Source organism: Actinokineospora auranticolor (assembly GCF_041897805.1).
Taxonomy (GTDB): Bacteria; Actinomycetota; Actinomycetes; order Mycobacteriales; family Pseudonocardiaceae; genus Actinokineospora; species Actinokineospora auranticolor.
The window spans coordinates 851332-872309 of the sequence record NZ_CP154825.1; the positions used below are offsets into that span (position 1 = coordinate 851332).

At 71.7% G+C, this 20978-nt stretch carries 20 protein-coding genes; 12 read left to right on the forward strand and 8 right to left on the reverse strand.

Going from position 1 to position 20978, the window contains the following annotated elements:
- Nucleotides 1-2 precede the first annotated feature (2 nt).
- From V5P93_RS04180 to V5P93_RS04200, 5 genes are all read left to right on the forward strand, one after another.
- Nucleotides 3-767: a class F sortase gene (locus V5P93_RS04180; protein WP_104477154.1), complete on the forward strand. Its 765-nt coding sequence runs from the start codon at nt 3-5 to the stop codon at nt 765-767.
- Nucleotides 768-903: 136 nt separating this feature from the next.
- Nucleotides 904-2031: a polysaccharide deacetylase gene (locus V5P93_RS04185; protein ID WP_104477152.1), complete on the forward strand. Its 1128-nt coding sequence runs from the start codon at nt 904-906 to the stop codon at nt 2029-2031.
- Between the two features lie 196 nt (nt 2032-2227).
- Nucleotides 2228-3187 carry an ATP-binding protein gene (locus V5P93_RS04190; RefSeq protein WP_104477150.1) on the forward strand — a complete coding sequence of 320 codons (960 nt, stop codon included), beginning with the start codon at nt 2228-2230 and terminating at the stop codon, nt 3185-3187.
- A gap of 178 nt (nt 3188-3365) precedes the next feature.
- A complete protein-coding gene (locus V5P93_RS04195) occupies nt 3366-4262 on the forward strand; it encodes a DivIVA domain-containing protein (RefSeq protein ID WP_104477148.1) in 897 nt (298 codons plus the stop codon).
- Between the two features lie 6 nt (nt 4263-4268).
- Nucleotides 4269-4889, forward strand: coding sequence for a nucleotidyltransferase domain-containing protein (locus tag V5P93_RS04200; RefSeq protein ID WP_104477146.1), 621 nt, complete (start codon nt 4269-4271; stop codon nt 4887-4889).
- Here V5P93_RS04200 and V5P93_RS04205 read toward each other — a convergent pair.
- Nucleotides 4882-6102 (reverse strand): acetyl-CoA C-acetyltransferase, encoded by a 1221-nt coding sequence (locus tag V5P93_RS04205; protein WP_104477144.1) that lies wholly within the window; start codon nt 6100-6102, stop codon nt 4882-4884. The two genes, V5P93_RS04200 and V5P93_RS04205, sit on opposite strands and share 8 nt — an antisense overlap.
- A gap of 34 nt (nt 6103-6136) precedes the next feature.
- Nucleotides 6137-6943, reverse strand: coding sequence for an SGNH/GDSL hydrolase family protein (locus V5P93_RS04210; protein ID WP_181043319.1), 807 nt, complete (start codon nt 6941-6943; stop codon nt 6137-6139).
- Nucleotides 6944-7121: 178 nt separating this feature from the next.
- Here V5P93_RS04210 and V5P93_RS04215 point away from each other — a divergent pair, with 178 nt between their 5' ends.
- From V5P93_RS04215 to V5P93_RS04230, 4 genes are all read left to right on the forward strand, one after another.
- Nucleotides 7122-8501, forward strand: coding sequence for a cystathionine beta-synthase (locus tag V5P93_RS04215; RefSeq protein ID WP_104477142.1), 1380 nt, complete (start codon nt 7122-7124; stop codon nt 8499-8501).
- 116 nt (nt 8502-8617) lie between these two features.
- Entirely contained in the window at nt 8618-9886 is a 1269-nt protein-coding gene (locus V5P93_RS04220; RefSeq protein ID WP_104477140.1) for a hypothetical protein, read from the forward strand.
- Nucleotides 9887-9979: 93 nt separating this feature from the next.
- On the forward strand, nt 9980-10726 hold the full coding sequence (locus V5P93_RS04225) for a hypothetical protein (RefSeq protein WP_181043318.1): 747 nt from the start codon (nt 9980-9982) through the stop codon (nt 10724-10726).
- Nucleotides 10727-10819: 93 nt separating this feature from the next.
- Complete coding sequence (locus V5P93_RS04230; protein ID WP_104477138.1) at nt 10820-11977, forward strand: cystathionine gamma-synthase; 1158 nt, start codon at nt 10820-10822, stop codon at nt 11975-11977.
- A gap of 62 nt (nt 11978-12039) precedes the next feature.
- Here the strand turns inward: V5P93_RS04230 and V5P93_RS04235 are convergent, their stop codons facing one another.
- Complete coding sequence (locus V5P93_RS04235; protein ID WP_104477137.1) at nt 12040-12297, reverse strand: hypothetical protein; 258 nt, start codon at nt 12295-12297, stop codon at nt 12040-12042.
- A gap of 181 nt (nt 12298-12478) precedes the next feature.
- Complete coding sequence (gene hppD, locus V5P93_RS04240) at nt 12479-13681, reverse strand: 4-hydroxyphenylpyruvate dioxygenase (protein WP_104477135.1); 1203 nt, start codon at nt 13679-13681, stop codon at nt 12479-12481.
- 146 nt (nt 13682-13827) lie between these two features.
- Between hppD and V5P93_RS04245 the strand changes: the two genes are divergently transcribed.
- Complete coding sequence (locus V5P93_RS04245) at nt 13828-14304, forward strand: Lrp/AsnC family transcriptional regulator (protein WP_104477133.1); 477 nt, start codon at nt 13828-13830, stop codon at nt 14302-14304.
- Nucleotides 14305-14616: 312 nt separating this feature from the next.
- Here V5P93_RS04245 and greA read toward each other — a convergent pair whose 3' ends face one another.
- Entirely contained in the window at nt 14617-15114 is a 498-nt protein-coding gene (gene greA / locus V5P93_RS04250; protein ID WP_104477131.1) for a transcription elongation factor GreA, read from the reverse strand.
- A 172-nt stretch (nt 15115-15286) separates the two neighbouring features.
- A complete protein-coding gene (locus V5P93_RS04255) occupies nt 15287-15727 on the reverse strand; it encodes a DUF4307 domain-containing protein (RefSeq protein WP_104477130.1) in 441 nt (146 codons plus the stop codon).
- 127 nt (nt 15728-15854) lie between these two features.
- Here V5P93_RS04255 and mca point away from each other — a divergent pair, with 127 nt between their 5' ends.
- Together mca and V5P93_RS04265 are read left to right on the forward strand one after the other, a co-directional pair.
- Nucleotides 15855-16736, forward strand: coding sequence for a mycothiol conjugate amidase Mca (mca, locus tag V5P93_RS04260; protein WP_104477128.1), 882 nt, complete (start codon nt 15855-15857; stop codon nt 16734-16736).
- A gap of 35 nt (nt 16737-16771) precedes the next feature.
- Entirely contained in the window at nt 16772-17011 is a 240-nt protein-coding gene (locus V5P93_RS04265; RefSeq protein ID WP_104477768.1) for a hypothetical protein, read from the forward strand.
- 35 nt (nt 17012-17046) lie between these two features.
- Here V5P93_RS04265 and V5P93_RS04270 read toward each other — a convergent pair whose 3' ends face one another.
- Together V5P93_RS04270 and V5P93_RS04275 are read right to left on the reverse strand one after the other, a co-directional pair.
- Nucleotides 17047-19560: a polynucleotide kinase-phosphatase gene (locus tag V5P93_RS04270; RefSeq protein ID WP_104477127.1), complete on the reverse strand. Its 2514-nt coding sequence runs from the start codon at nt 19558-19560 to the stop codon at nt 17047-17049.
- The gene (locus V5P93_RS04275) at nt 19557-20936 is read right to left on the reverse strand and encodes a 3' terminal RNA ribose 2'-O-methyltransferase Hen1 (protein WP_104477125.1); all 1380 of its coding nucleotides are present in this window, start codon (nt 20934-20936) and stop codon (nt 19557-19559) included. The genes V5P93_RS04270 and V5P93_RS04275 overlap by 4 nt, the downstream gene beginning before the upstream one ends.
- Nucleotides 20937-20978 lie beyond the last annotated feature (42 nt).

Genomic DNA, 20978 nt, shown 5'->3' on the forward strand with positions numbered 1-20978 from the left:
GCATGGCTCGCCGAGGTTCCCGGCTCGCCCCACCCGTGACCGCGGGTGGGGCGGGTCTGCTCATTGTCCTGGCCGCCGGTCTGGCGGTCGCCGCGCCGATCCCGGTCCCCGGGGCGGCGCTGCCCGCCGAGACCGGCCTGGCCGTCGCCCGCGTCCGCCAAGCCGCCACCGAGAGCCGCGCCGCGCTGGAGAGCCTGCGCGTGCAGATCCGCCCGCCCGCGCCGTCCGGCACACCGACCATGCAGGCGCCCACCACGCAGGCGCCCACCACGCAGGCCCCGGTGGCCCAGGAGCCCGCGGCCGAGCAACCGGCCCGGCAGCCCGCGGGCCAGCGGCCCGGCACGCTCCGGTTGGCCAGGGGCGGTACCGCCGCGCTGGTCCGGCGCGAACTCACCGCCGACGCGACCCTGCCCGTGCCCAGCGGTGTCCGCGAGGCCACTTGGTGGGGCGCCGGGCTGGACGCCGCCGAGGGCGCCACCGTCTTCGCCGGACACGTGAACTGGAAGGGGCAAACCGGTCCCTTCGCCGAGTTGTGGTCGGCGGCGGTGGGCGATCCGGTGTCCGTAGTGGACGCACAGGGTCGCGCGTTCCGCTACCGGGTCACCCGCGTCGAGACGGTCGACAAGCACAGCCTGCCCACCCAGGCCGAGGAGTTCTTCGGCCAGTCGGGCCCGCACCGGGTGGTCCTCGTCACCTGCGGTGGCCGCTGGGTGGGCGGCACCGACGGCTACGCGGCCAACCGGGTGGTCATCGCCCAGCCTGAATGAATTCCCGGTGCGGGCCGCGCGCCGGGGCGTGGCGTAGGGTCGGGAAAGGTCACGCGAAAATCACCGATGCAACGCGTCGGCGGGGTGCGCGTCTATCCACCCGGGAGGGCAAGACCGGCACGAGTAGGGGGCAGGGATGACCAGGCGCTGGGATCGGATCGGGCTGGGTATCGGGCTGGTCCTGACCTTCGTGGTACTACTCGTGATCGGCTCCGTCAGACCGGAAGTCGCTGGTCAGCCGGTGCCCGCCGCGCCGACCCCGCAGGCGTCGGCGGTCAAGCCGCCGACCTGGATGCGCAAGCTGAACCCGGGGGAGAAACCGCCGCAGTTCGTGCTGTTCTCATTCGACGGCGCGGGCTCGCACGAGCACTGGCAGCAATTCCTGCCACTCGCCCGCAAGGTCAACGCGCGCTTTTCCGGATTCTTGTCCGGTATCTACCTGTTGACCGATGCGCAAAAAGGTGAATACACCGGTCCCGGCCACAAACCGGGCAAGGCGTCCATCGGTTTCGGCGGCTCGCCGGACGACGTGCGCGCGCTCATCGGCGACCTGAACACCGCCGTGCAGCAGGGCCACGAGATCGGCACCCACTACAACGGACACTTCTGCCACGGTGCCGAGCCGAGCGTCGGCCGGTGGGACACCGCGCAGTGGAACAGCGAACTCGACCAGTTCTTCTCCTACGTCGACCGGGCGACCGCGACCCAGGGGCTGCGGATCGATCCCAAGGCCATCAAGGGCGGCCGGACACCGTGCCTGGAGGGCCGGTTCGACCAGCTGTTCCCGGCGCTCACCGCGCGCGGCATGACCTACGACTCCAGCCAGGTCTCGGACGGGTTGGCCTGGCCGACGCGGCAGGGCGGGGTGTGGGAATTTGCCATGCCCTCGGTTCGCGTGCCCGGTGCGAACTACAAGAAGACAATCATGATGGATTACAACTTCTGGTTCATGCTCAACAAGGCCAAGGACGACCCGGCGCGGGCACCGGAGTTCACCAGGATCACCCTGGAGACCTACCAGCGCGCGTACCAGGCCGCGTTCGACGGCAACCGCGCCCCCATGGTGGTTGGCAACCACTTCAACACCTGGTCCGGCGGGGCCTTCCTGAACGCGACCCAGCAGTTCATGGGTGAGGTGTGCACGAATCCGGAAACGGTCTGCGCGACCTACTCCGAGGTGATCGAGTGGATGGCGATGCAGGACCCGGCGGTGCTCGACCAGTTCCGCAAGCTGCCCAACGCGCAGATCACCCAGCCCCAGTAGGGGCCCAACTGAACAGCCGTCCGCGCCGGAACGCCCGGACTTGACCGTGCTTTCGGGTGACGTCGGTCCCACGGAAACGCCACGACACTGGGAAATACCGCCGAGCGAATCACATTCGGGTGATCCGGCTTGCTTCGGATAATGAAAACCGATACCAGTAGTGCGTCCCCGTCCCGCAGTCACCTGGGAGACCCACGTGAAGACCGCCTTCGTAGGCAAGGGGGGCAGCGGCAAGACCACGCTCGCGTCGCTGTTCCTGCGCCACCTGGCCGCCGAGACACCGGCACCACCGCTGCTGGCCCTCGACGCCGACATCAACCAGCACCTCGCCGCCGCGCTCGGCGCGCCGGAGTCGCTGGTGCTGCCGACGCTCGGCGCCGAGCTGGCCGCGATCAAGGACTACCTGCGCGGTGACAACCCGCGCGTGCCCTCGGCCGCCGACATGATCAAGACGACGCCGCCGGGCGCGGGCTCGCGGTTGGTCCGCGTCGCCGAGCCCAACCCGGTCTACGACCGGTTCGTGCGCGCGGTCGACGGCGTGCCGATCGCGGTCACCGGCCCGTTCGCCGAGTCCGACCTCGGCGTCGCCTGCTACCACTCCAAGGTCGGCGCGGTGGAGCTGCTGCTCAACCACATGGTCGACGGGCCGGGGGAGTACGCCGTGGTCGACATGACCGCGGGCGCGGACTCCTTCGCCTCCGGGCTGTTCACCCGGTTCGACGTCACCTTCCTGGTGTGCGAGCCGACCGTGCGCAGCATCGGCGTCTACCGCCAGTACCGCGACTACGCGCGCGACTTCGACGTGCGCATCGCCGTGGTGGGCAACAAGATCAGCGACGCCGAGGACCTGGCGTTCCTGCGCGAGCACGTCGGCGCCGACCTGCTCACCTGGGTCAGCCGCTCGGCCCACGTCCGGGCCGCCGAGCGCGGCGAGGTGCGGCCGATCGACGCGCTGGAACCGGAGAACCGCGACGCGCTGCGCGCGATGCGGGCGCTGCTCGACGGCGTCGACAAGGACTGGGCCAAGTTCCAGCGGCAGACGGTGGAGTTCCACCTGCGCAACGCGCGCGCGTGGGGCAACGAGCGCGCGGGCCGCGACCTCGCCGACCAGATCGACCCGGAGTTCACCATGGGCCCGCTCGCCGTCGCGCGGTGAGCGGTGGTTGGCCGCGTCCCGTCACTCGGCGGCTGGTCACGCCGTGGCGGGACGCCGTGTGCGCGCGGGCCTGGCATTCCCGGAGTGTGACCGGAAACCGCATCTCTGCCGGGTGAGATGTCCCCCGATCGTGCGGTGGTCGTGTTGCCGTTGGTACTGGCGCGGGTACCGTCGTGCCATGGCCTCCTCCCCACCGGACCGCGACCACGCGGGTTTCACCGTGGTGCGCCACGGCTTCGACCGCGCCCAGGTCAAGCACTACATCCAGCGCCTGGAAACCGAGGCGGCCGCGGCCGCGGGCGAGCGCGACGAGGTCCGGGCCAAGGTGGACGAACTGGCCGGGCAGTTGCAGATCGCCCAGCGCGAGATCGACGCGCTGACCGACCGGCTCGGCAAGCTCTCCACCAGCGCCGTGGCCAGCGCCGCCCCCAACGCCCCGGAACGCGCCGCCCGGGCCATCGCCACCGCGGAGTCCGAGGCGGGGGAGATCACCGCCCGCGCCCAGGCCGCGGCCGAAACGGCCTGGGCCGACGCGGAAGCGGTGTCGAGGGAACTGCGCGACCGCTACCGGGGCCTGCTCGCGGACCTGGATAGTCAACACGCGGAGGCGCACGCCGCGCACAAGGCCGTCATCACCGAGGCCAAGGCCAAGGCCGAGGTGATGACCACGGCGGCGAACAAGCGCCAGCGCGCCATCGACGAGGAAGCGGAACGCGCGCGGCAGCGCACGGAACAGCAGTTCCAGGAGGAGATGTCCCGCCGCCGCGCGGAACTGGCCACCGAGATCGACACCGCCCGCACCGCCGCGGAGACCGAAGCCGCGCGGCTGGTCAAGGAAGCCACCGACGAGGCGGCGAAGCGCATCGCCACGGCCACCAGCCACATCGAACGGCTCACGGCGCTGCGCGAGCAGTTGGCCGGGCGCCTGCGCGGTACCTCGGACCTGCTCACCCAGAGCGCGGGTCTGCTGGAGCCGCTGGAGGCGGAGTCCGAGCTGGACCAGCTGCCCCCGCCGGAGGCGTCGACCACCAAGCTCCAGCCGGTCCGCACCCCGGCCGGTGCCCCCACCGCCTGACCCGCCGTGGCGCCGACCAGCACACCGTGGGGGACCTGGGACCCGATCACCCCGACCGCGGTCGCAGCCCTGTTCGCCTGCTTCGACGTCCCGTGGTGGGTGGCGGGCGGCTACGCCGTCGAACTCGCCGTCGGCCACCCCGTCCGCGACCACACCGACATCGACGTACTCCTCCTGCGGCGCGACCACCCGGTCATCCAGGAAGTGCTGGCAGGCTGGGAGTGGTGGGCGGCCGACCCACCGGGAGAACTGCGCCCCTGGCTCCCCGGCGAGCCCCTACCCGCCCACGTGCACGACATCTGGTGCCGCCCCACCGACCAACCCTGGCGCCTGCAGTTCATGCTCAACGACACCACCGGCGAAGACTGGATCTCCCGGCGCAACCCCGACATACGGGAACCGATCGCGGCGCTCGGCGCCACCACCGCCGACGGGATCCCCTACCTGCGCCCCGAGATCCAACTGTTCTACAAGGCCAAGGGCCGCCGCCCCAAAGACGACGTGGACTTCACCGCAGCGCTCCCGGTACTGGCCACCGATCAGCGCGCCTGGCTGGTCGACGCCATCACCCGCACCCACGGCCAAGACCACCCCTGGCTCCGGCGGCTGACCGCAGACCTCAGCTGAGCCGTTCCAGCACCATGGCCATGCCCTGGCCGCCGCCGACGCACATCGTCTCCAGGCCGATCTGCTTGTCGTGCCAGCTCAGCGAGTTGATCAGGGTCGTGGTGATCCGGGCGCCGGTCATGCCGAACGGGTGGCCGACCGCGATCGCGCCGCCGTTGACGTTGAGCTTGTCCTCGTCGACGCCCAGTTCGCGGGCCGACGGGATGACCTGGGCGGCGAACGCCTCGTTGATCTCCACCAGGTCGACGTCGTCGATCGTCATCCCCGCCTTGGCCAGCGCCCGGCGGGACGCCTCGACCGGGCCCAGGCCCATGATCTCCGGCGACAGGCCCGAAACGCCCGTCGACACGATCCGGGCCAGCGGGGTCAGGCCGAGTTCGGCCGCGCGGGTGTCCGACATGATCACCAGGGCGGCGGCACCGTCGTTGAGCGGGCAGCAGTTGCCCGCCGTGACCCGGCCGTCCGGGCGGAAGACCGGCTTCAGCGTTGCCGTCTTCTCGTAGGTGATCCCGGCCCGCGGCCCGTCGTCGGTTTCCACGACGCGGCCGTCCGGCAGCGTCACGGGGGTGATCTCCCGCGCCCAGAAGCCGTCCGTGATGGCCTTTTCCGCGCGGTTCTGCGACCGGACGCCGAAGTGGTCCATCTCCTCGCGGGTGATCCCCTTGGCCAGCGCCAGGTTCTCCGCGGTCTGGCCCATCGCGATGTAGGCGTCCGGTACCCGGCCGTCCAGCCGGGGGTCGACCCACGAGCCGGCGCCGGACTCGGCCACCGACCTGGTCCGCGCCTCCGCCTCCGCGAAGATCGGGTTGTGCGTGTCGGGCCACGAGTCCGAGCTGCCGCGCGCGAACCGCGACACCGCTTCGACGCCGGCCGAGATGAACACGTCCCCCTCCCCGGCCTTGATCGCGTGCAGCGCCATCCGGGTCGTCTGCAACGACGACGCGCAGTACCGGGTCACCGTGCACCCGGGCAGGGAGTCGTACCCGAGCAGCACGGCCACGATCCGCGCCATGTTGTTGCCCTGCTCGCCGCCCGGCAGCCCGCAGCCCAGCATCAGGTCGTCGATGTCCGCCGGGTCCAGCGCGGGCACCCGGTCGAGCGCCGCGCGGATCAGCTGCGCGGTCAGGTCGTCGGGGCGGATGTCGACCAGCGAGCCCTTACCGGCCCGGCCGATCGGCGAGCGGACGGCGGAGACGATGACGGCCTCGGGCATGGGTCCTCCTTCGCGCGGGTACGACACCCGCACGTTACCGGGGAGTACCGGTCGCCCCGCACAGCGCGGGCAGCAGCAGCCCGGCGGCCAGCGCGTAGCCCGCCCCGTTCGGGTGGAATCGGTCGGAACTGAACAGTTCACCCGGTCGGGTCAGGAAGTGCCGCGACAGCAGCGTCATCGGCACCACCGCCGCCGACGTCGCGACCAGGGCCCGCGCCTGCGCCCGGCCCAGGGCCAGGCTCCACTTGCGGGCGACCGACCGCAGCGGCTGCGGGATCGGCTGGATGGCGCCCAGGTCCGGGCAGGTCCCGACGACCACGGCGGTCCCGGCCTCGGTCAGCCGCCGCACCTGCGTGGCCAGCAGCGCCGCCGACGTCGAGATCGCCAGGCGAGCCGTCACGTCGTTCCCGCCGACCAGGATCAGCGCCACGGCGGGCGGCGCGGCCAGCGCGCGGTCCACCTGCGCGACCAGCCCCGTCGTCCGCGACCCGCTGACCGCGTACGTGCGCAACCGCACCGCGCGGTCGCACTCCTCCGCCAGCCCCCTGGCCAGCAGCACCCCGGGCAGCAGGTCCGGCGTCTCCGCGCCCAGCCCAGCCGCACTCGAATCCCCGAACACGCCGAACTCCACCGCGGCACCGGCCGCGCCGAGCGGCGCAGGCCCGGAACCGTCCGGGAAGTAGTCCCCGTCGGCGTTGAACGGCGCGTCGCGCGGCACGCCGATGAGCGTCCGCGCGCGCCGCGACTGCGTGTTGAGCAGCGTGTACGCCGCCCCCGACAACCCGCCGACCGACCCGGCGGCCAGCGCGGCCACCACCAGCAAACCCCGTGTCCGTGGCATCGCCACCACCCCCCTCAAGCCCGGGCGTTCACGAGAATGTCATCGAGATATCGCCCGCCCCCGGCTGATCCTTAACCAGATTGACCCCTGTTTAGCAAAGAGCGGAGGCACCCTGCTCCGGATACGGGTCGGGTTACGCTCGACCCGGTCCGCGAACGCACGTGCAGGAGGAGCCCCGGTGGAGTACGCCGAGCACATCATCGATCTCGTCGGGAACACCCCGCTGGTCAAGCTGAACTCGCTCGCCGCGGGCCTGGCGCCGACCGTGCTGGCGAAGGTCGAGTACTTCAACCCCGGCGGGAGCGTGAAGGACCGGATCGCGGTCCGGATGATCGACGCCGCGGAGGCCTCCGGCGCGCTGCGCCCCGGCGGCACCATCGTCGAGCCCACCTCGGGCAACACCGGTGTCGGCCTGGCGATCGTGGCCCAGCGCCGCGGCTACAAGTGCGTGTTCGTCTGCCCGGACAAGGTCAGCGAGGACAAGCGCAACGTGCTCAAGGCCTACGGCGCCGAGGTCGTCGTCTGCCCGACCGCCGTGGCCCCCGAGCACCCGGACTCCTACTACAACGTCTCCGACCGCCTGGTCCGCGAGATCGACGGCGCCTGGAAGCCCAACCAGTACGCCAACCCGGAGAACCCGGAGAGCCACTTCCACTCCACGGGCCCCGAGCTGTGGAAGCAGACCGACGGCCGGATCACGCACTTCGTCGCGGGCGTCGGCACCGGCGGCACCATCTCCGGCACCGGCCGCTACCTCAAGCAGGTCTCCGACGGTCGCGTGCAGGTCGTCGGCGCCGACCCGGAGGGCTCGGTCTACTCCGGTGGCACCGGCCGCCCGTACCTGGTCGAGGGCGTCGGCGAGGACTTCTGGCCCACGACCTACGACCGCGACGTCGCCGACGAGATCATCGCGGTCAGCGACGCCGAGTCCTTCGACATCACCCGGCGCCTGGCCCGCGAGGAGGGCCTGCTCGTCGGCGGCTCCTGCGGCATGGCCGCCGCCGCCGCGCTGCGCCTGGCCCAGCGCCTGGGCCCCGACGACGTGGTGGTCGTGCTGCTGCCCGACGGCGGCCGCGGCTACCTGTCCAAGGTCTTCAACGACTCGTGGATGGCCCAGTACGGGTTCCTGCCGCCCGAGCACTCCGGCGCCACCGTCGGCGACGTGCTGCGGCGCAAGAGCGCGTCCGGCACCACCATCCCCGACTTCGTGCACGCCCACCCCACCGAGACGGTCGCCGACGCGGTCGCCATCCTGCGCGAGTTCGGCGTCAGCCAGATGCCGGTGGTCAACGCCGAGCCGCCGGTCATGGCCGCCGAGGTGGTCGGCGCGGTCAACGAGCGCGACCTGCTCGACGCGCTGTTCACCGGCAAGGCCGCGCTGGCCGACCGGCTCGACCGGCACATGTCCGGACCGCTGCCGACCATCGGAGCCGGTGAGCAAGTTTCGGTCGCGATGGGTGCGCTGACGAACGCGGACGGTGCGTTGGTGCTCGTCGACGGCAAACCAGCCGGTGTGGTGACCAGGCAGGATCTACTGGGTTTCCTTGCGGGTCGATAACTACCCCGCGTCAGGCTTGCCGCCGCGGGGTACACCCGGTCAGCGGATCCGATAGCGTTACCCGCAGTGTTCGTGTTGAAAGCTGACATATCAGGTCAAAAGGGGTGGGAAACCCGATGAGTGCTCCCCAGCCGCCGAACCAGCCATGGCAGGGCGGGCAGCCCCAGCAGTGGCCGGGTCAGCCGGGCCAGGACCAGGGGCAGTTCGGCCAGCAGCCGGGCCAGCCGACACCGCCGCCGTTCGCCGCGCCACACCAGGGCGCCGACGGCGTCGAGCGGACCCAGGCCATCCGCCCGGGGCAGCAGCCGCCGGGGCAGGAGGCCGAGGGCGCCGACCGGACGCAGGTCGTCCGGCCGGGGCAGGGCGGCCCCCAGGGCGGTGACGCCACGCAGATGGTGCCGCCGGGCTCGGTGCCGCAGTCGCCGCCGTACGCGCCGCCGCCGAGCGCGGCCGACCCGGCCTCGGGCGGGTTCAACCAGCCCTACGGCCAGCAGCCGTACGGCCAGCCCCAGCCGGGTGGCTACGGGCAGCAGCCCTACGGCCAACCGCAGCCGGGCGGCTACCCGCAGCAGGGCGGCTTCGCCCAGCAGGGCGGCCTAGGCGGTCAGCCGAGCTTCGGCGGCCAGGGCAACAACACCGGCACGATCGCGCTGGCCATCCAGGGCGCCGTCGCGCTCCTCGGCCTGATCGTGTTCATCACCAACCTGGTGAACTTCTTCGACTTCATGAGCGCCAGCAGCGCCGTGTCGAACCTCCCGGACATCTCGGGCATCGACTGCGGCGAGGTGCCCGCGGGGTCGCTGCGCGACCAGTGCCAGGCGGGCAAGGACGCGGCGGAGAGCGTGTCCTCCGGCTTCGGCCTCGCGATCTTCCTCTCGGTCGTGAACTTCCTCGGCGGCGCCGCCGCGGCGACCGGCGCGGTCTTCCTGTACTTGCGCAAGTCGGCCTTCGCGCACCTGCTGGTCGTCGGCGGTGGCGGTGTCGCCGTGCTCGGCGCGATCATCCTCGGCGCCAAGTACACCTTCGCGGGCAGCCTCGTGACCACGCTGCTGTTCGGCTTGATCATCGGTGCCGCGGGCGCGCTGTACTTCTTCCCGCAGACCCAGCAGTACCTGGTGGCCAGCCAGCCGCTGGGTACCGGCGGTCCGGGTGGACCGGGCGGGTTCGGCGGCGGTGGCGGTCAGGTCGGAGGGTTCGGCCAGCCGCAGCAGCCGTACGGCCAGCCCCAGCCGGGGTACGGCCAGCCGCCGCAGCAGAGCTACGGGCAGCCGCCGCAGACGCCGCCGCCCGGCTTCCCACCGCCGCAGCAGGGCTACGGCCAGCCCGGCCAGCAGCCCGGCTACGGCCAGCAACCGCCCGGTGGGCAGTCGCCGCAGCAGTGGTGAGCATGTCCACGTGAAACTTCCACGGGTCCCGGCGAACCAGCCGGGACCCGTTCGCGTCTCAGGTACGACCACGCTGTCCGTCGAGGGGGCACCATGACCTACCCACCGCACAACAACCCGCCCACCCCGCCGCCGGGCTACCCGCAGCAGCCCCCGTACCCGGGCCAGCAGACCCCGCCGCCCGGCTTCGCGCCGCCGCAGACCCCGCCGCCGGGGTTCGCCGCGCCGCAGACGCCGCCGCCCGGGTTCGCCCAGCAGCCGTACCCGGGCCAGTACCCGGGGCAGCCGCAGTACCCGGGGCAGGCCCAGTACCCCGGACAGCAGCCGTACCCGGGCCAGCCCGGCTACCCGCAGTACCCCGGTCAGCCCGGCGGTCAGCCCACCTCGGCGGGCACCGCGCCGATCGCCGGTCTGCTCGCGCTGGTCGTCGGCGTGTGCTTCGGCGGCACCGTGGTCAACTTCCTGGTCGACGGCGGCCTGGAGTACCTCAGCGACGTACCGGCCGGGCTGCTGTTCCTGGAGATCGGCCGTCTCGCGGTGGCCGTCCTCGGGGTGATCGGCGGCATCATGCTGTTCACCAGGAGCCGCGCCGGTGTCGCCCTGTCGATCATCGCGGCCGTGGTCGCGCTGGTGTCGGTGGTGCTGGAGCCGGTCGCGCTCGGCGCCGACTTCAGCCTCTTCGGCAAGTACCTGGAGGCGGTGTTCGGCTTCTCGTCCGCGTACTCGGCCTTCCTGGCGATCGGCATCATCGCGTCGGCGCTGACGATCCTGTTCGCCGCGCTGCCGTCCACCACCCGGGCGATGCGGCAGAAGGCCCCGACGTACGGCCCCGGCTACTGACCTGGAGCTTTAACCCGAACGGGCTAATATTCCTCATGCTGGGACGCCTCCCACATGGTGGTCGTGTCGGTGTGGGGTCGTAACCTGGGTGCCATGGCTGAGGACACGTCGCGCTGGGGCTTCGAGACCCGGGCGATCCACGCGGGCCAGGCGCCCGACCCGCGCACCGGCGCGGTCATCGTGCCGATCTACGCCACGTCCACCTTCGCCCAAGACGGCGTGGGTGGCGTGCGCGACGGCGGCTACGAGTACTCGCGCACCGCCAACCCGACGCGCACCGCGCTGGAGGAGGCGCTGGCCGCGCTGGAGGGCGGCAAGCACGCGCTGGCCTTCGCCTCCGGGATGGCCGCCTCCGACATCGCGCTGCGCTCGCTCACCCGCCCCGGCGACCACGTCATCCTCGGCAACGACGCGTACGGCGGCACGTTCCGGCTGCTGGACAAGGTGCTGACCCAGTGGGGCGTGGAGTACTCCACGGTCGACCTCGCCAACCCGACGGCGACCCGCGCCGCGGTCCGGCCCAACACCAAGGTCATCTGGTCGGAGACGCCGACCAACCCGCTGCTGGGCATCGTCGACATCGCCGCGCTGGCCGCCGTCGCCGCCGAGGCGGGCGCCCGGCTGGTCATCGACAACACCTTCGCCACCCCGTACCTGCAGTCCCCGCTGGGCCTGGGCGCGGACGTGGTGCTGCACTCCACCACCAAGTACCTCGGCGGCCACTCGGACGTCGTCGGCGGCGCCCTGGTCACCTCGGACGCGGGCCTCAACGAGCAGTTCGCCTTCCTGCGCAACGCGGCGGGCGCGGTGCCCGGCCCGTTCGACGCGTGGCTGGTGCTGCGCGGCGCGAAGACGCTGGCGCTGCGCATGGAGCGGCACAGCGACAACGCCGAGCGCGTGGTCGAGGCGCTGGTCAGCCACCCGAAGGTCACCAAGGTCTACTACCCGGGCCTGGCCGAGCACCCCGGCCACGAGGTCGCGGCGAAGCAGATGCGCCGCTTCGGCGGGATGGTGTCGTTCTCCGTCGAGGGCGGGGAGGAGGCGGCGCTGGCCGTCGCGGCGCGCACCAAGCTGTTCATCCTGGCGGAGTCGCTCGGCGGCATCGAGTCGCTGATCGAGCACCCGGGCAAGATGACCCACGCCAGTACCACGGGCTCGCCGCTGCAGGTGTCCGACGACATCCTGCGGCTGTCCGTCGGCATCGAGGACGGCGCCGACCTGGTCGGCGACCTGCTGAGCGCGTTGGACTGAGGAAAGTCGAAAGGCTCGGTGGAGGGATTCGTTTTCCCCGCCGAGCCTTTTGCCGTTCGGTGCTACGGGCTGACGCGGTTGTAGCGGTCGACCGCGTGGCCTGTCGAGGTCCCGACGGGCTGCGTGCCCGGCGCGGCGGGCAGGTCGGTCGGGTCGACGCAGCCGCCGACCAGTTCCACCTCGTTGCCGTGCTGGACGTACTGACCGGCGCTGGCGCACCCGGCGTTGCTGACGGTGAAGACCGCCACCCCGGCCAGCACGGCCGCCGCCGCCAGGGCGCCCGCGAGTGGCATTGCCCGTGGCTTGCGTGTGCCGGTCATGACTGGTTCTCCCCGAAAATCCGCTACGCCCTCAGCCGAGCGTACCTGCCCGGTCCGGGGGGTACCTGAGGAGTAGCTGAGTGTGGCCCCGACCCGGTGAACGGGCGGGGCCACACGCAGGGACGGGCCGATTGTTCGCGCTTGTTCACCTCGACGGATTGGACAATTCCGCGAGGGTATTTCAGAGGTTGCCGCGCCGGTCCTGCTCGCGCTCGATTGCCTCGAACAGCGCCTTGAAGTTGCCCTTGCCGAAGCCCAGCGAGCCGTGGCGCTCGATCATCTCGTAGAAGACGGTCGGGCGGTCGCCGATCGGCTTGGTGAAGATCTGCAGCAGGTAGCCGTCCTCGTCGCGGTCGACCAGGATCGCGTTCTCCTGCAGCACCTCGATCGGCACGCGGACGTTGCCGATGCGCTCGCGCAGCTCGGGGTCCTCGTAGTAGGAGTCCGGCACGTCCAGGAATTCGACGCCCGCGGCGCGCATCGCCTTGGTGGTGGCGATGATGTCGTTGGTGGCCAGCGCGATGTGCTGGCAGCCGGGGCCGCCGTAGAACTCGAGGTACTCGTCGATCTGCGACTTCTTCTTCGCGACCGCGGGCTCGTTGAGCGGGAACTTGACCCGGTGGTTGCCGTTGGAGACGACCTTGCTCATCAGCGCGGAGTACTCGGTCGCGATGTCGTCGCCGACGAACTCCGCCATGTTCACGAAGCCCATGACGCGGTTGTACCAGTCGACCCAGTAGTCCATCTTGCCGAGCTCGACGTTGCCGACGCAGTGGTCGATCGCCTGGAAGATGCGCTTGGGGGCGTCCGCGGGGCGCTGGAGGGTGCCTTCCCGGACGACGTAGCCGGGCAGGTAGACGCCGTTGTAGCGGGAGCGGTCGACCAGGGTGTGCCGGGTCTTGCCGTAGGTGGCGATCGCGCCGAAGCGGATCGTGCCGTGCTCGTCGGTGACGTCGTGCGCCTCCTCCAGCACGGTCGCGCCCTGCTCCCGCGCGTGCGCCAGGCACTTGTCCACGTCCGCCACCTCGAGCGCGATGTCGACGACGCCGTCGCCGTGCTCGCGGTGGTGGTCGAGCAGCGGGCTCTTGGGGTCGACGCCGCCCTTGATGACGAAGCGGGCGGACCCCGACTTGAGCACGAACGCCTTGTGGTCGCGGTTGCCGGTCTCAGGGCCGGAGTACGCGGTCAGGGTCATGCCGAAGGCGGACTGGTAGAAGAGCGCGGTCGCGGTGGCGTTGCCGACGACGAAGACCACGGCGTCCAGGGCCTTGACCGGGAAGGGGTCCCGGGACTCGTCGTATTCGACCAGGCCGACGAGCTGGCGGAGCTGGTCGTAGCTCACCTCGTCAAGGCCCTGCTCGCTGCGGCCGAGGGTCCCCGTCATGTGCGTCCTCCTGGGTGCGTTGCGGTACGTCGAGCATGCGAGGGACCGGGCAGCATGTGCAAGAGACTCGTGTTTCACTGGACAGGTTGCCTAGTGTGTGACCGGGTGTGTTCGACAAAGTGGACACTCTGACCAGGAGGTACGCGATGCCGGAGGAGTCCGAACTGGACGCGCTGGACGCGCGACTGCTGCTCCTGCTCACCGACGAACCGCGACTGGGGGTCCTCGAGTGCTCCCGCCGCCTGGGCGTGGCCAGGGGCACCGTCCAGGCCCGCATGGACCGCCTGGAACGCCGCGGGGTCCTCCGCGGGTTCCCGCCGGACCTCGACCTGGCGGCCATGGGCTACGGGCTGACGGCGTTCGCGGTGCTGGAGATCGCCCAGGGCAGGCGCACGGAGGTGGCGGAGCGGTTGCGGGCCATCGCGGAGGTCTGCGAAGTGCACGCGACCACCGGCCAAGGCGACCTCCTGGTCCGCATGGTGGCCCGCGACAACGCCGACCTCCAACACGTCATCGACCGCGTGGTGAACGTCGAGTGGGTCAGCCGAACCTCCACCTCGATCGCCCTGTCAACCCCGGTCCCCACCCGCGTCCGGCCATTGCTGGAACTGGCCGTGGAGTAGCGCCGCTGCCCGCGGCGCCGGATCAGGATCGGTTGTGCGGGGACCGATCGGCTCGGTGATGGTGCGCGATGTGCCATCCGGGCCCGCCCGCTCACGCGGGGATCGCGTGGGGCCCGCGGGCTGCGCCGGGACTCGGTCGACCCGGCCGCGGGAGGTGCCAATGGCTCCGAGAAGCTGGTCTGCCCGCTTGCCTGACGGCCGGAGACCCGTGCCTCGTCGTGGCGGACACGACTCCACACGTCCTGAACACGGCGAACGGCCGTCCCCGGCGGCACCCGGGGACGGCCGTTCGTTCTCGCGCGAAGTTCGGGGTCAGCCGCTGTAGGGGACCGCCTTGCGGAGGGTGACCTTCTGGGTCTTGCCGTTGGGCAGCTCGTACTCGCGGGTTTCGCCTTCCTTGGCCCCGAGCAGTGCGCGGCCCAGGGGGGACTCGGGGGAGTAGACCTCCAGCTCGCCCTCGCCGCCCTCTTCGCGGGTGGCCAGGAGGAACTGCTCCTCGTCGTCGTCGCCGTCGTAGCGGACGGTGAGGACCATGCCCGGTTCGGCGATGCCGTCGTTGGCGGGGGTCTCACCGACCTTGGCGCCCCGGAGCAGTTCCTGCAGGTGCCGGATGCGGGCCTCCTGCTGTCCCTGTTCCTCGCGGGCCGCGTGGTAACCCCCGTTCTCCTTGAGGTCACCCTCCTCGCGGCTGGTGTTGATCTTCTGCGCGATGACCGGGCGGTTCTCAATCAGCTCGTCGAGCTCGTGCTTGAGCCGGTTGTAGGCCTCCTGGGTCAACCAGGTCACCTGGGTGTCGCTCACGGTCACCAACTCCTCGTCGTACTCCGGGCCCGGGGTTACGGGCCGGCGTCCCGAACCTCGTAGTGCGTCCGGAATGGAAAAAACACGGCCCGCCTAGGGGCCGTGCAGGTCTACGAGAATACCACGAACACACGTGCTATCTCGCCGGAAAAATCCGTTTTAAGTGGTTCTGCGGGCTAGTTCACCCCGTTGGCGGCTGGGTCGTGGACAGGTATGACGGCACCTGATAAGAGCACCCGAACACGTCCGCCGTGACCGGTTCCCCGCCGCTGGTGATCACCGCGGCCATCCGGGTGGACGCGGCGCCCGGTGGGACGTACACCTCGCGCCTGCCGCTCTCCTGACCGTGCGCGTCCCGCACCCGGACGACGCACACCGCGGGCCGTTCGGGGGTGGAGCGGGTCACGTCGAAGGTCAGCTTCATCCGGTTGCCCGCCTCGCTCGCGAACCCGACCCGCTCGGCCTCGATGGGGGCGGAGCCCAGGTTGCGGTAGCCGAGCCAGGCCACGACCCCGCCCGCCAGCACCCCGCAAACCGCCAGGACCAGCACCGTTCGGCGGCCCGGACGACGGCTGGGTTTGCCGTAGCGGCCCTCCGGCAGTGCGCGTGCGGCGGCGGTCATAGCGGGGCCTCCTGGTGGCGGCTGTCCGACCGGCGGGAACAATGGTCCCGTCGAGGGGCGTTGGTGCTTTCGGGCTCCGAGTATCCGCTGCTCGGCGTTCGCGATGCAGAGGGGGCTGAGGAGGACCATGTCCGAGAAGCTGCGGTTGATGGCGGTGCACGCGCACCCCGACGACGAGTCGAGCAAGGGCGCGGCCACCATGGCCAAGTACGTCGCCGACGGCCACGAGGTGATGGTCGTGACCTGCACCGGTGGCGAGCGGGGCGACATCCTCAACCCGGCCATGGACCGACCGGAGGTCGTCGCCGACATCCCGGCCGTGCGCAGGCGCGAGATGGCCAAGGCCGCCGAGATCCTGGGCATCCAGCACCGCTGGCTCGGCTTCATCGACTCCGGCCTGCCCGAGGGCGACCCGAAGCCGCCGCTGCCGGACGACTGCTTCGCGCTGGTGCCGCTGGAGGAGTCGGTGCCCCCGCTGGTCCAGGCGATCCGCGAGTTCCGCCCGCACGTCGTCATCACCTACGACGAGAACGGCGGCTACCCCCACCCGGACCACATCCGCTGCCACGAGATCTCCGTCGCCGCCTTCGACGCGGCCGGTGACCCGGATCGCCACCCCGAGGCGGGCGAGCCGTGGACCCCGCTGAAGCTGTACTACTCGCACGGCTTCTCCCGGGTCCGCCTGGTGGCGATCCACGAGGCCCTGGAGGCCCGCGGCCTGGAGTCCCCGTACACCGAGTGGCTGGCCAACTGGCCCGCCGACCGCGGCGACCTCGCCCACCGCGTGACGACCCGCATCGAGTGCGCCGACTTCTTCGAGACCCGTGACGCGGCCCTGCTGGCCCACGCCACCCAGATCGACCCGGAGAGCCGCTGGTTCGCGGTCCCGCTCGACCTGCAGCGCGAGGTCTGGCCGTTCGAGGAGTACGAGCTGGTCCGGTCGCTGGTCGACAGCACCCTGCCGGAGGACGACCTGTTCAGCGGCATCCAGGAGAAGGTGTCGCTGTGATCACCGGCTTGGCCAGGCTCGACCCGGCGGACACCATCGCCCAGACCCAGACGCCCACCCCACCCCCGGCGGGCCCCGCGGACCCGGGCGGCCAGGGCGAGGACTTCGGGAAGTCCTCGCCACTGGGCTTCTTGATCCTGGTCCTGTTCTTCGTCGCCGTGGCCTTCCTGGTCCGCTCCATGACCAAACACCTGAAGCGGCTCCCGGAGAGCTTCGACCCGCCGGCGGAGAAGGCCGCAGAGCCCGCGGAGTCCGAGGCCAAGCCGGGTAAGTGACCCCCGCCGCCCTCGCGTGAGGGCGGCGGGAGCACCTAGAGCCGCGGGTCCACCGGCTCCGACTCCAGCGCCAGCACCGCGAACACGCACTCGTGCACGCGCCAGAGGGGTTCGTTGCGGGATAGGCGTTCCAGGGCTTCGAGGCCCAGGGCGTATTCGCGGAGGGCCAGGGAGCGCTTCTTGCCCAGCTTGCGGTCGCGGAAGCGGTCGAGGTGGTCGGTGTAGTCGGGGCCGTAGATGATCCGCAGGTATTCGCGGCCCCGGACCTTGATCCCCGGCAGCGCGAGCTTGCGCCCCATCCGCACCAGGTTGGCCGCCGGTTTCACGACCATTCCCTCACCGCCCGCCGCGGTCAGGTCCTCCCACCAGCGGACGCCCGCCGCCACCGACGACGGGTCGGCGGTGTCGACCTCCAGGTACCGGGTCTCGGTGAACAGCTCCGGGTCCGCCGCGCGCAGCTTCGCGGCGACCGCCAGGTGCCACACGTGCGGCCGGTCGTGGAACGCCCGACCCTCCGCCGCCAGCACCTGGAACGGCGCCAGCCGCACGCCGTCCAGGTCCGAGGTCGGCCAGCAGTACCGGCGGTACGCGTCCCGGAAGCCGAGGGCGTTGGTCTCGCGGGTGCGGGTCTTGGTGAGCAGGTCCGCCACGTCCACGCCCCGGTCCGCCGCCTGCGACAGCAGTTCGACCGCCGCGGGAAGGGCCGCCGCCGCAGCGGCGCCCGTCGGGGCGAACTGCTCGTTGATCAGCTTGCCCGCCTTCGCGTTCCACGGCAGCAGTTCCGCGTCGAGCAGCAGCCAGTCCGTCTCCAGTTCGTCCCACAGACCCGCGGCGGCGGCCCGAACCCGGGTCAGCAGCGACGACGTCAGCGGCGCCGGCAGGAACGTCCGGCCGGTACGCGTGTACACCGCCCCGTCGCCCTCGATGGCGAAGCGGCGGGGGGCGACGTCGGGTGACCGGGTCACCAGGACCACCGCGCGCGACCCCATGTGCTTCTCCTCGCACACCACCGGCAGCCCGCCGAACTCGGCGAACGCCTCCCGGGGGTGCTCCAGCACCGGTCCCTCCTTGTGCGTGTCCGCGGGGGCCATCGTCGGCGGCAGGTACACCAGCCACCGCGGGTCGACGGCGAAGCGGCTCATCACCTCCAGCGCGGCGGCCGTCTGCTCCTCCCGCACCGTCACCATGCCCAGCTCGGCGGTCTCGACCACGCGTCGACCGATCACGTCCGCCAGGGCCAGCGCGGTCGGCTCCCGCTCCTCGACGGCGGGCACCAGCGGTCGCACCGGCTCGTACCAGACCTCGTGCGCCGCAACGGAGACGACCTCGCGCTCCGGGTAGCGCAGCGCGGTCAGCTTGCCGCCGAACACGCAGCCGGTGTCCAGGCACATCGTCGAGTTGATCCACTCGACCTCCGGTGTCGGCGTGTGTCCATACAGGACCACCGCGGAACCCCGGTAGTCCCGCGCCCACGGGTACCGCACCGGCAGCCCGTACTCGTCGGTCTCGCCGGTCGTGTCCCCGTACAGCGCGAACGACCGCACCCGCCCCGACGCGCGCCCGTGGTACTGCGCGGGCAGACCCGCGTGCGCCACGACGAGCTTGCCCTCGTCGAGCAGGTAGTGGCTGACCAGGCTGTCGCAGAACACCTCCGCGCGCTTGACGAACTCCGGGTCCTCGGTTCCCAGCTGCGCCAACGACTCCGCCAGGCCGTGCCGCACGGTGACCTTCCGCCCGCGCAGCGCGCGCGCCAGCTTCTGCTCGTGGTTACCGCACACCGCAAGGGCGTTGCCCGCCTCGACCATGCCCATCGCCAGCCGCAGCACGCCCGGTGTGTCCGGTCCCCGGTCGACGAGGTCGCCGACGAACACCACGCGCCGCCCCTCGGGGTGCGCGGCGCCGACCGCGCGGCCCGCCGGGTCGCGCTCCACCGCGTACCCCAGCTCGCCGAGCAGCTCCTCCAGTTCGGCGCGGCAGCCGTGCACGTCGCCGATCACGTCGAACGGCCCGGTCTCGCCCCGCAGGTCGTTGCGCAGCGGCTCCTGGACGAACCGCGCCGAGTCCACTTCGGACTGATCGCGCAGCACGTGCACCTTGCGGAAACCCTCCTTGCCCAGCCACTTCAGCGACTTGCGCAGCTCGCGGACGTGCCGCTGCACGACGTGCGCGCCGAAGTCGCGGTCCGGCCGCGCGGCGTTGCGCCGCACGCACTCGGCCTCCGGCAGGTCCAGCACGACCGCGACCGGCAGCACGTCGTGCGCCTTGGCCAGCTCCACCAGCCGGGCCCGCACCCGCTGCTGCACGTTCGTCGCGTCCACGACCGTCACCAGCCCGCGCGCCAACCGCTTGCCCGCCACGTAGTGCAGCGCGTCGAACGCGTCCGCCGACGCGCCCTGGTCGTTCTCGTCATCGCTGACCAGGCCGCGGAAGTAGTCGCTGGAGAGCACCTGGCTCGCCGCGAAGTGCTTGCGCGCGAAGGTCGACTTGCCGGAACCGGACGCGCCGATCAGCACGACCAGGGACATGTCCGGGATCGCCAGCTCGCTCATGCCGCCACCTCCTTGGTGACCTTGGAGAACACGGCCAGCTGCGTCGGCGAGCCCGCCACCGGGTCTTCCGGCCCCACGGGCAGGAACCGCGCCGTGTAACCGTTGCGCGCCGCGACGCCGTCCGCCCACTCGCGGAACTCGGCCCGCGTCCACTCGAACCGGTGGTCGGGGTGCCGGAACGCGCCCGCGGCCAGCGTCGGGTACAGCGGGTTGTACTCGATGTTCGGCGTCGTCACCACGACGTGCTCCGGCCGCGCGCCCGCGAAGACCACGTGCTCCAGCGCGGCGAGCCTGCTCGGGTCCAGGTGCTCGACGACCTCCATCAGCACCGCCGCGTCGAACCCGGCCAGCGCCGGGTCGGTGTAGGTCAGCGACGACTGCCGCACCGCCACCCGCGCCCGCGCCCGGTCCGGCAGCCGCGAGATCCGCCGGTCGGCGATGGTCAGCGCGACCGAGGACACGTCCGTGCCCACCAGCTCGGTGAACGAGGTGTCCGCGACCAGGTCGAGCAGCAGGGAGCCGGGGCCGCAGCCCAGGTCGAGCACGCGCCGCGCGCCGACCTCGCGCAGCGCGTCGAGCACGGCCTGGCGCCGCACGACGGCCAGCGGCCGGACCACCGGCTCGTCGGTGGCCTCGTCGACCTCCTCCTCCGGGGTGTCGTCGAGCTCGGCCAAGCGCTCCAGTGCGGTGCGCACGTACCCGCGGCGGTGCGCCAGGTAGCGGGCACTGATCAACTCGCGCTCGGGGTGCGCGACCAGCCAGTCGCCGCCCGCGCGGATCAGCTTGGCGACCTCGTCCTCGCCCACCCAGTAGTGCTTGGTGTTGTCCATGACCGGCAGCAGCACGTACAGGTGGCGCAGCGCGTCGGCCAGCCGCAGCTCGCCGGTGAGCCGCAGGTCGAGGTGGTGCGAGTCGCCCCACTCCGGGAACTCGGGGTCCAGCGGCAGCGGCCGCGCCTCGACCCGCCACCCCATCGGCGCGAACAGCCGCTCGGCCAGTTCGGCGCCACCGCGGCAGGACACCGCGGGCAGCCGCACCGCCAGCGGGATCGCCGCCGCGGCCAGCTCGGGCCGCTCGTCGCAGCGGCCGTTCATCGCGGTCCGGAACACCGAGCCGAGGGTGACGGCCAGCAGCGAGCCAGCCGCGTACGGGCGGTCGTTGACGTAGCCCTCGCGACCCCGGTTGTTCCTGGCCAGCGCCACCGGGTCGACGTCCAGCAGCAGCGCGGCGGTGCACAGGTCCTCCCCGGCGACCGGGTAGAACACGTGCGCGGTACCGGACGACTGCGGGAACCGCTGCGCCTTGGCGGGATGCTTGAACAGCAGGTAGCCGAGGTCGGTCGCGGGCCGGGCGGTGGTGGACAGGGTCATCAGCACAAAAGGCATTCTGACCCACTCGCCGGATCCGTCCCACCGGGA

Bases quoted from the DNA above. Each gene is read 5' to 3' on its own strand.
- V5P93_RS04180 (WP_104477154.1), top strand. From the start codon at position 3: ATGGCTCGCCGAGGTTCCCGGCTCGCCCCACCCGTGACCGCGGGTGGG.
- V5P93_RS04185 (WP_104477152.1), top strand. From the start codon at position 904: ATGACCAGGCGCTGGGATCGGATCGGGCTGGGTATCGGGCTGGTCCTG.
- V5P93_RS04195 (WP_104477148.1), top strand. From the start codon at position 3,366: ATGGCCTCCTCCCCACCGGACCGCGACCACGCGGGTTTCACCGTGGTG.
- V5P93_RS04205 (WP_104477144.1), bottom strand. From the start codon at position 6,102: ATGCCCGAGGCCGTCATCGTCTCCGCCGTCCGCTCGCCGATCGGCCGG.
- V5P93_RS04210 (WP_181043319.1), bottom strand. From the start codon at position 6,943: ATGCCACGGACACGGGGTTTGCTGGTGGTGGCCGCGCTGGCCGCCGGG.
- V5P93_RS04220 (WP_104477140.1), top strand. From the start codon at position 8,618: ATGAGTGCTCCCCAGCCGCCGAACCAGCCATGGCAGGGCGGGCAGCCC.
- V5P93_RS04225 (WP_181043318.1), top strand. From the start codon at position 9,980: ATGACCTACCCACCGCACAACAACCCGCCCACCCCGCCGCCGGGCTAC.
- V5P93_RS04230 (WP_104477138.1), top strand. From the start codon at position 10,820: ATGGCTGAGGACACGTCGCGCTGGGGCTTCGAGACCCGGGCGATCCAC.
- V5P93_RS04235 (WP_104477137.1), bottom strand. From the start codon at position 12,297: ATGACCGGCACACGCAAGCCACGGGCAATGCCACTCGCGGGCGCCCTG.
- hppD (WP_104477135.1), bottom strand. From the start codon at position 13,681: ATGACGGGGACCCTCGGCCGCAGCGAGCAGGGCCTTGACGAGGTGAGC.
- V5P93_RS04245 (WP_104477133.1), top strand. From the start codon at position 13,828: ATGCCGGAGGAGTCCGAACTGGACGCGCTGGACGCGCGACTGCTGCTC.
- V5P93_RS04255 (WP_104477130.1), bottom strand. From the start codon at position 15,727: ATGACCGCCGCCGCACGCGCACTGCCGGAGGGCCGCTACGGCAAACCC.
- mca (WP_104477128.1), top strand. From the start codon at position 15,855: ATGTCCGAGAAGCTGCGGTTGATGGCGGTGCACGCGCACCCCGACGAC.
- V5P93_RS04270 (WP_104477127.1), bottom strand. From the start codon at position 19,560: ATGAGCGAGCTGGCGATCCCGGACATGTCCCTGGTCGTGCTGATCGGC.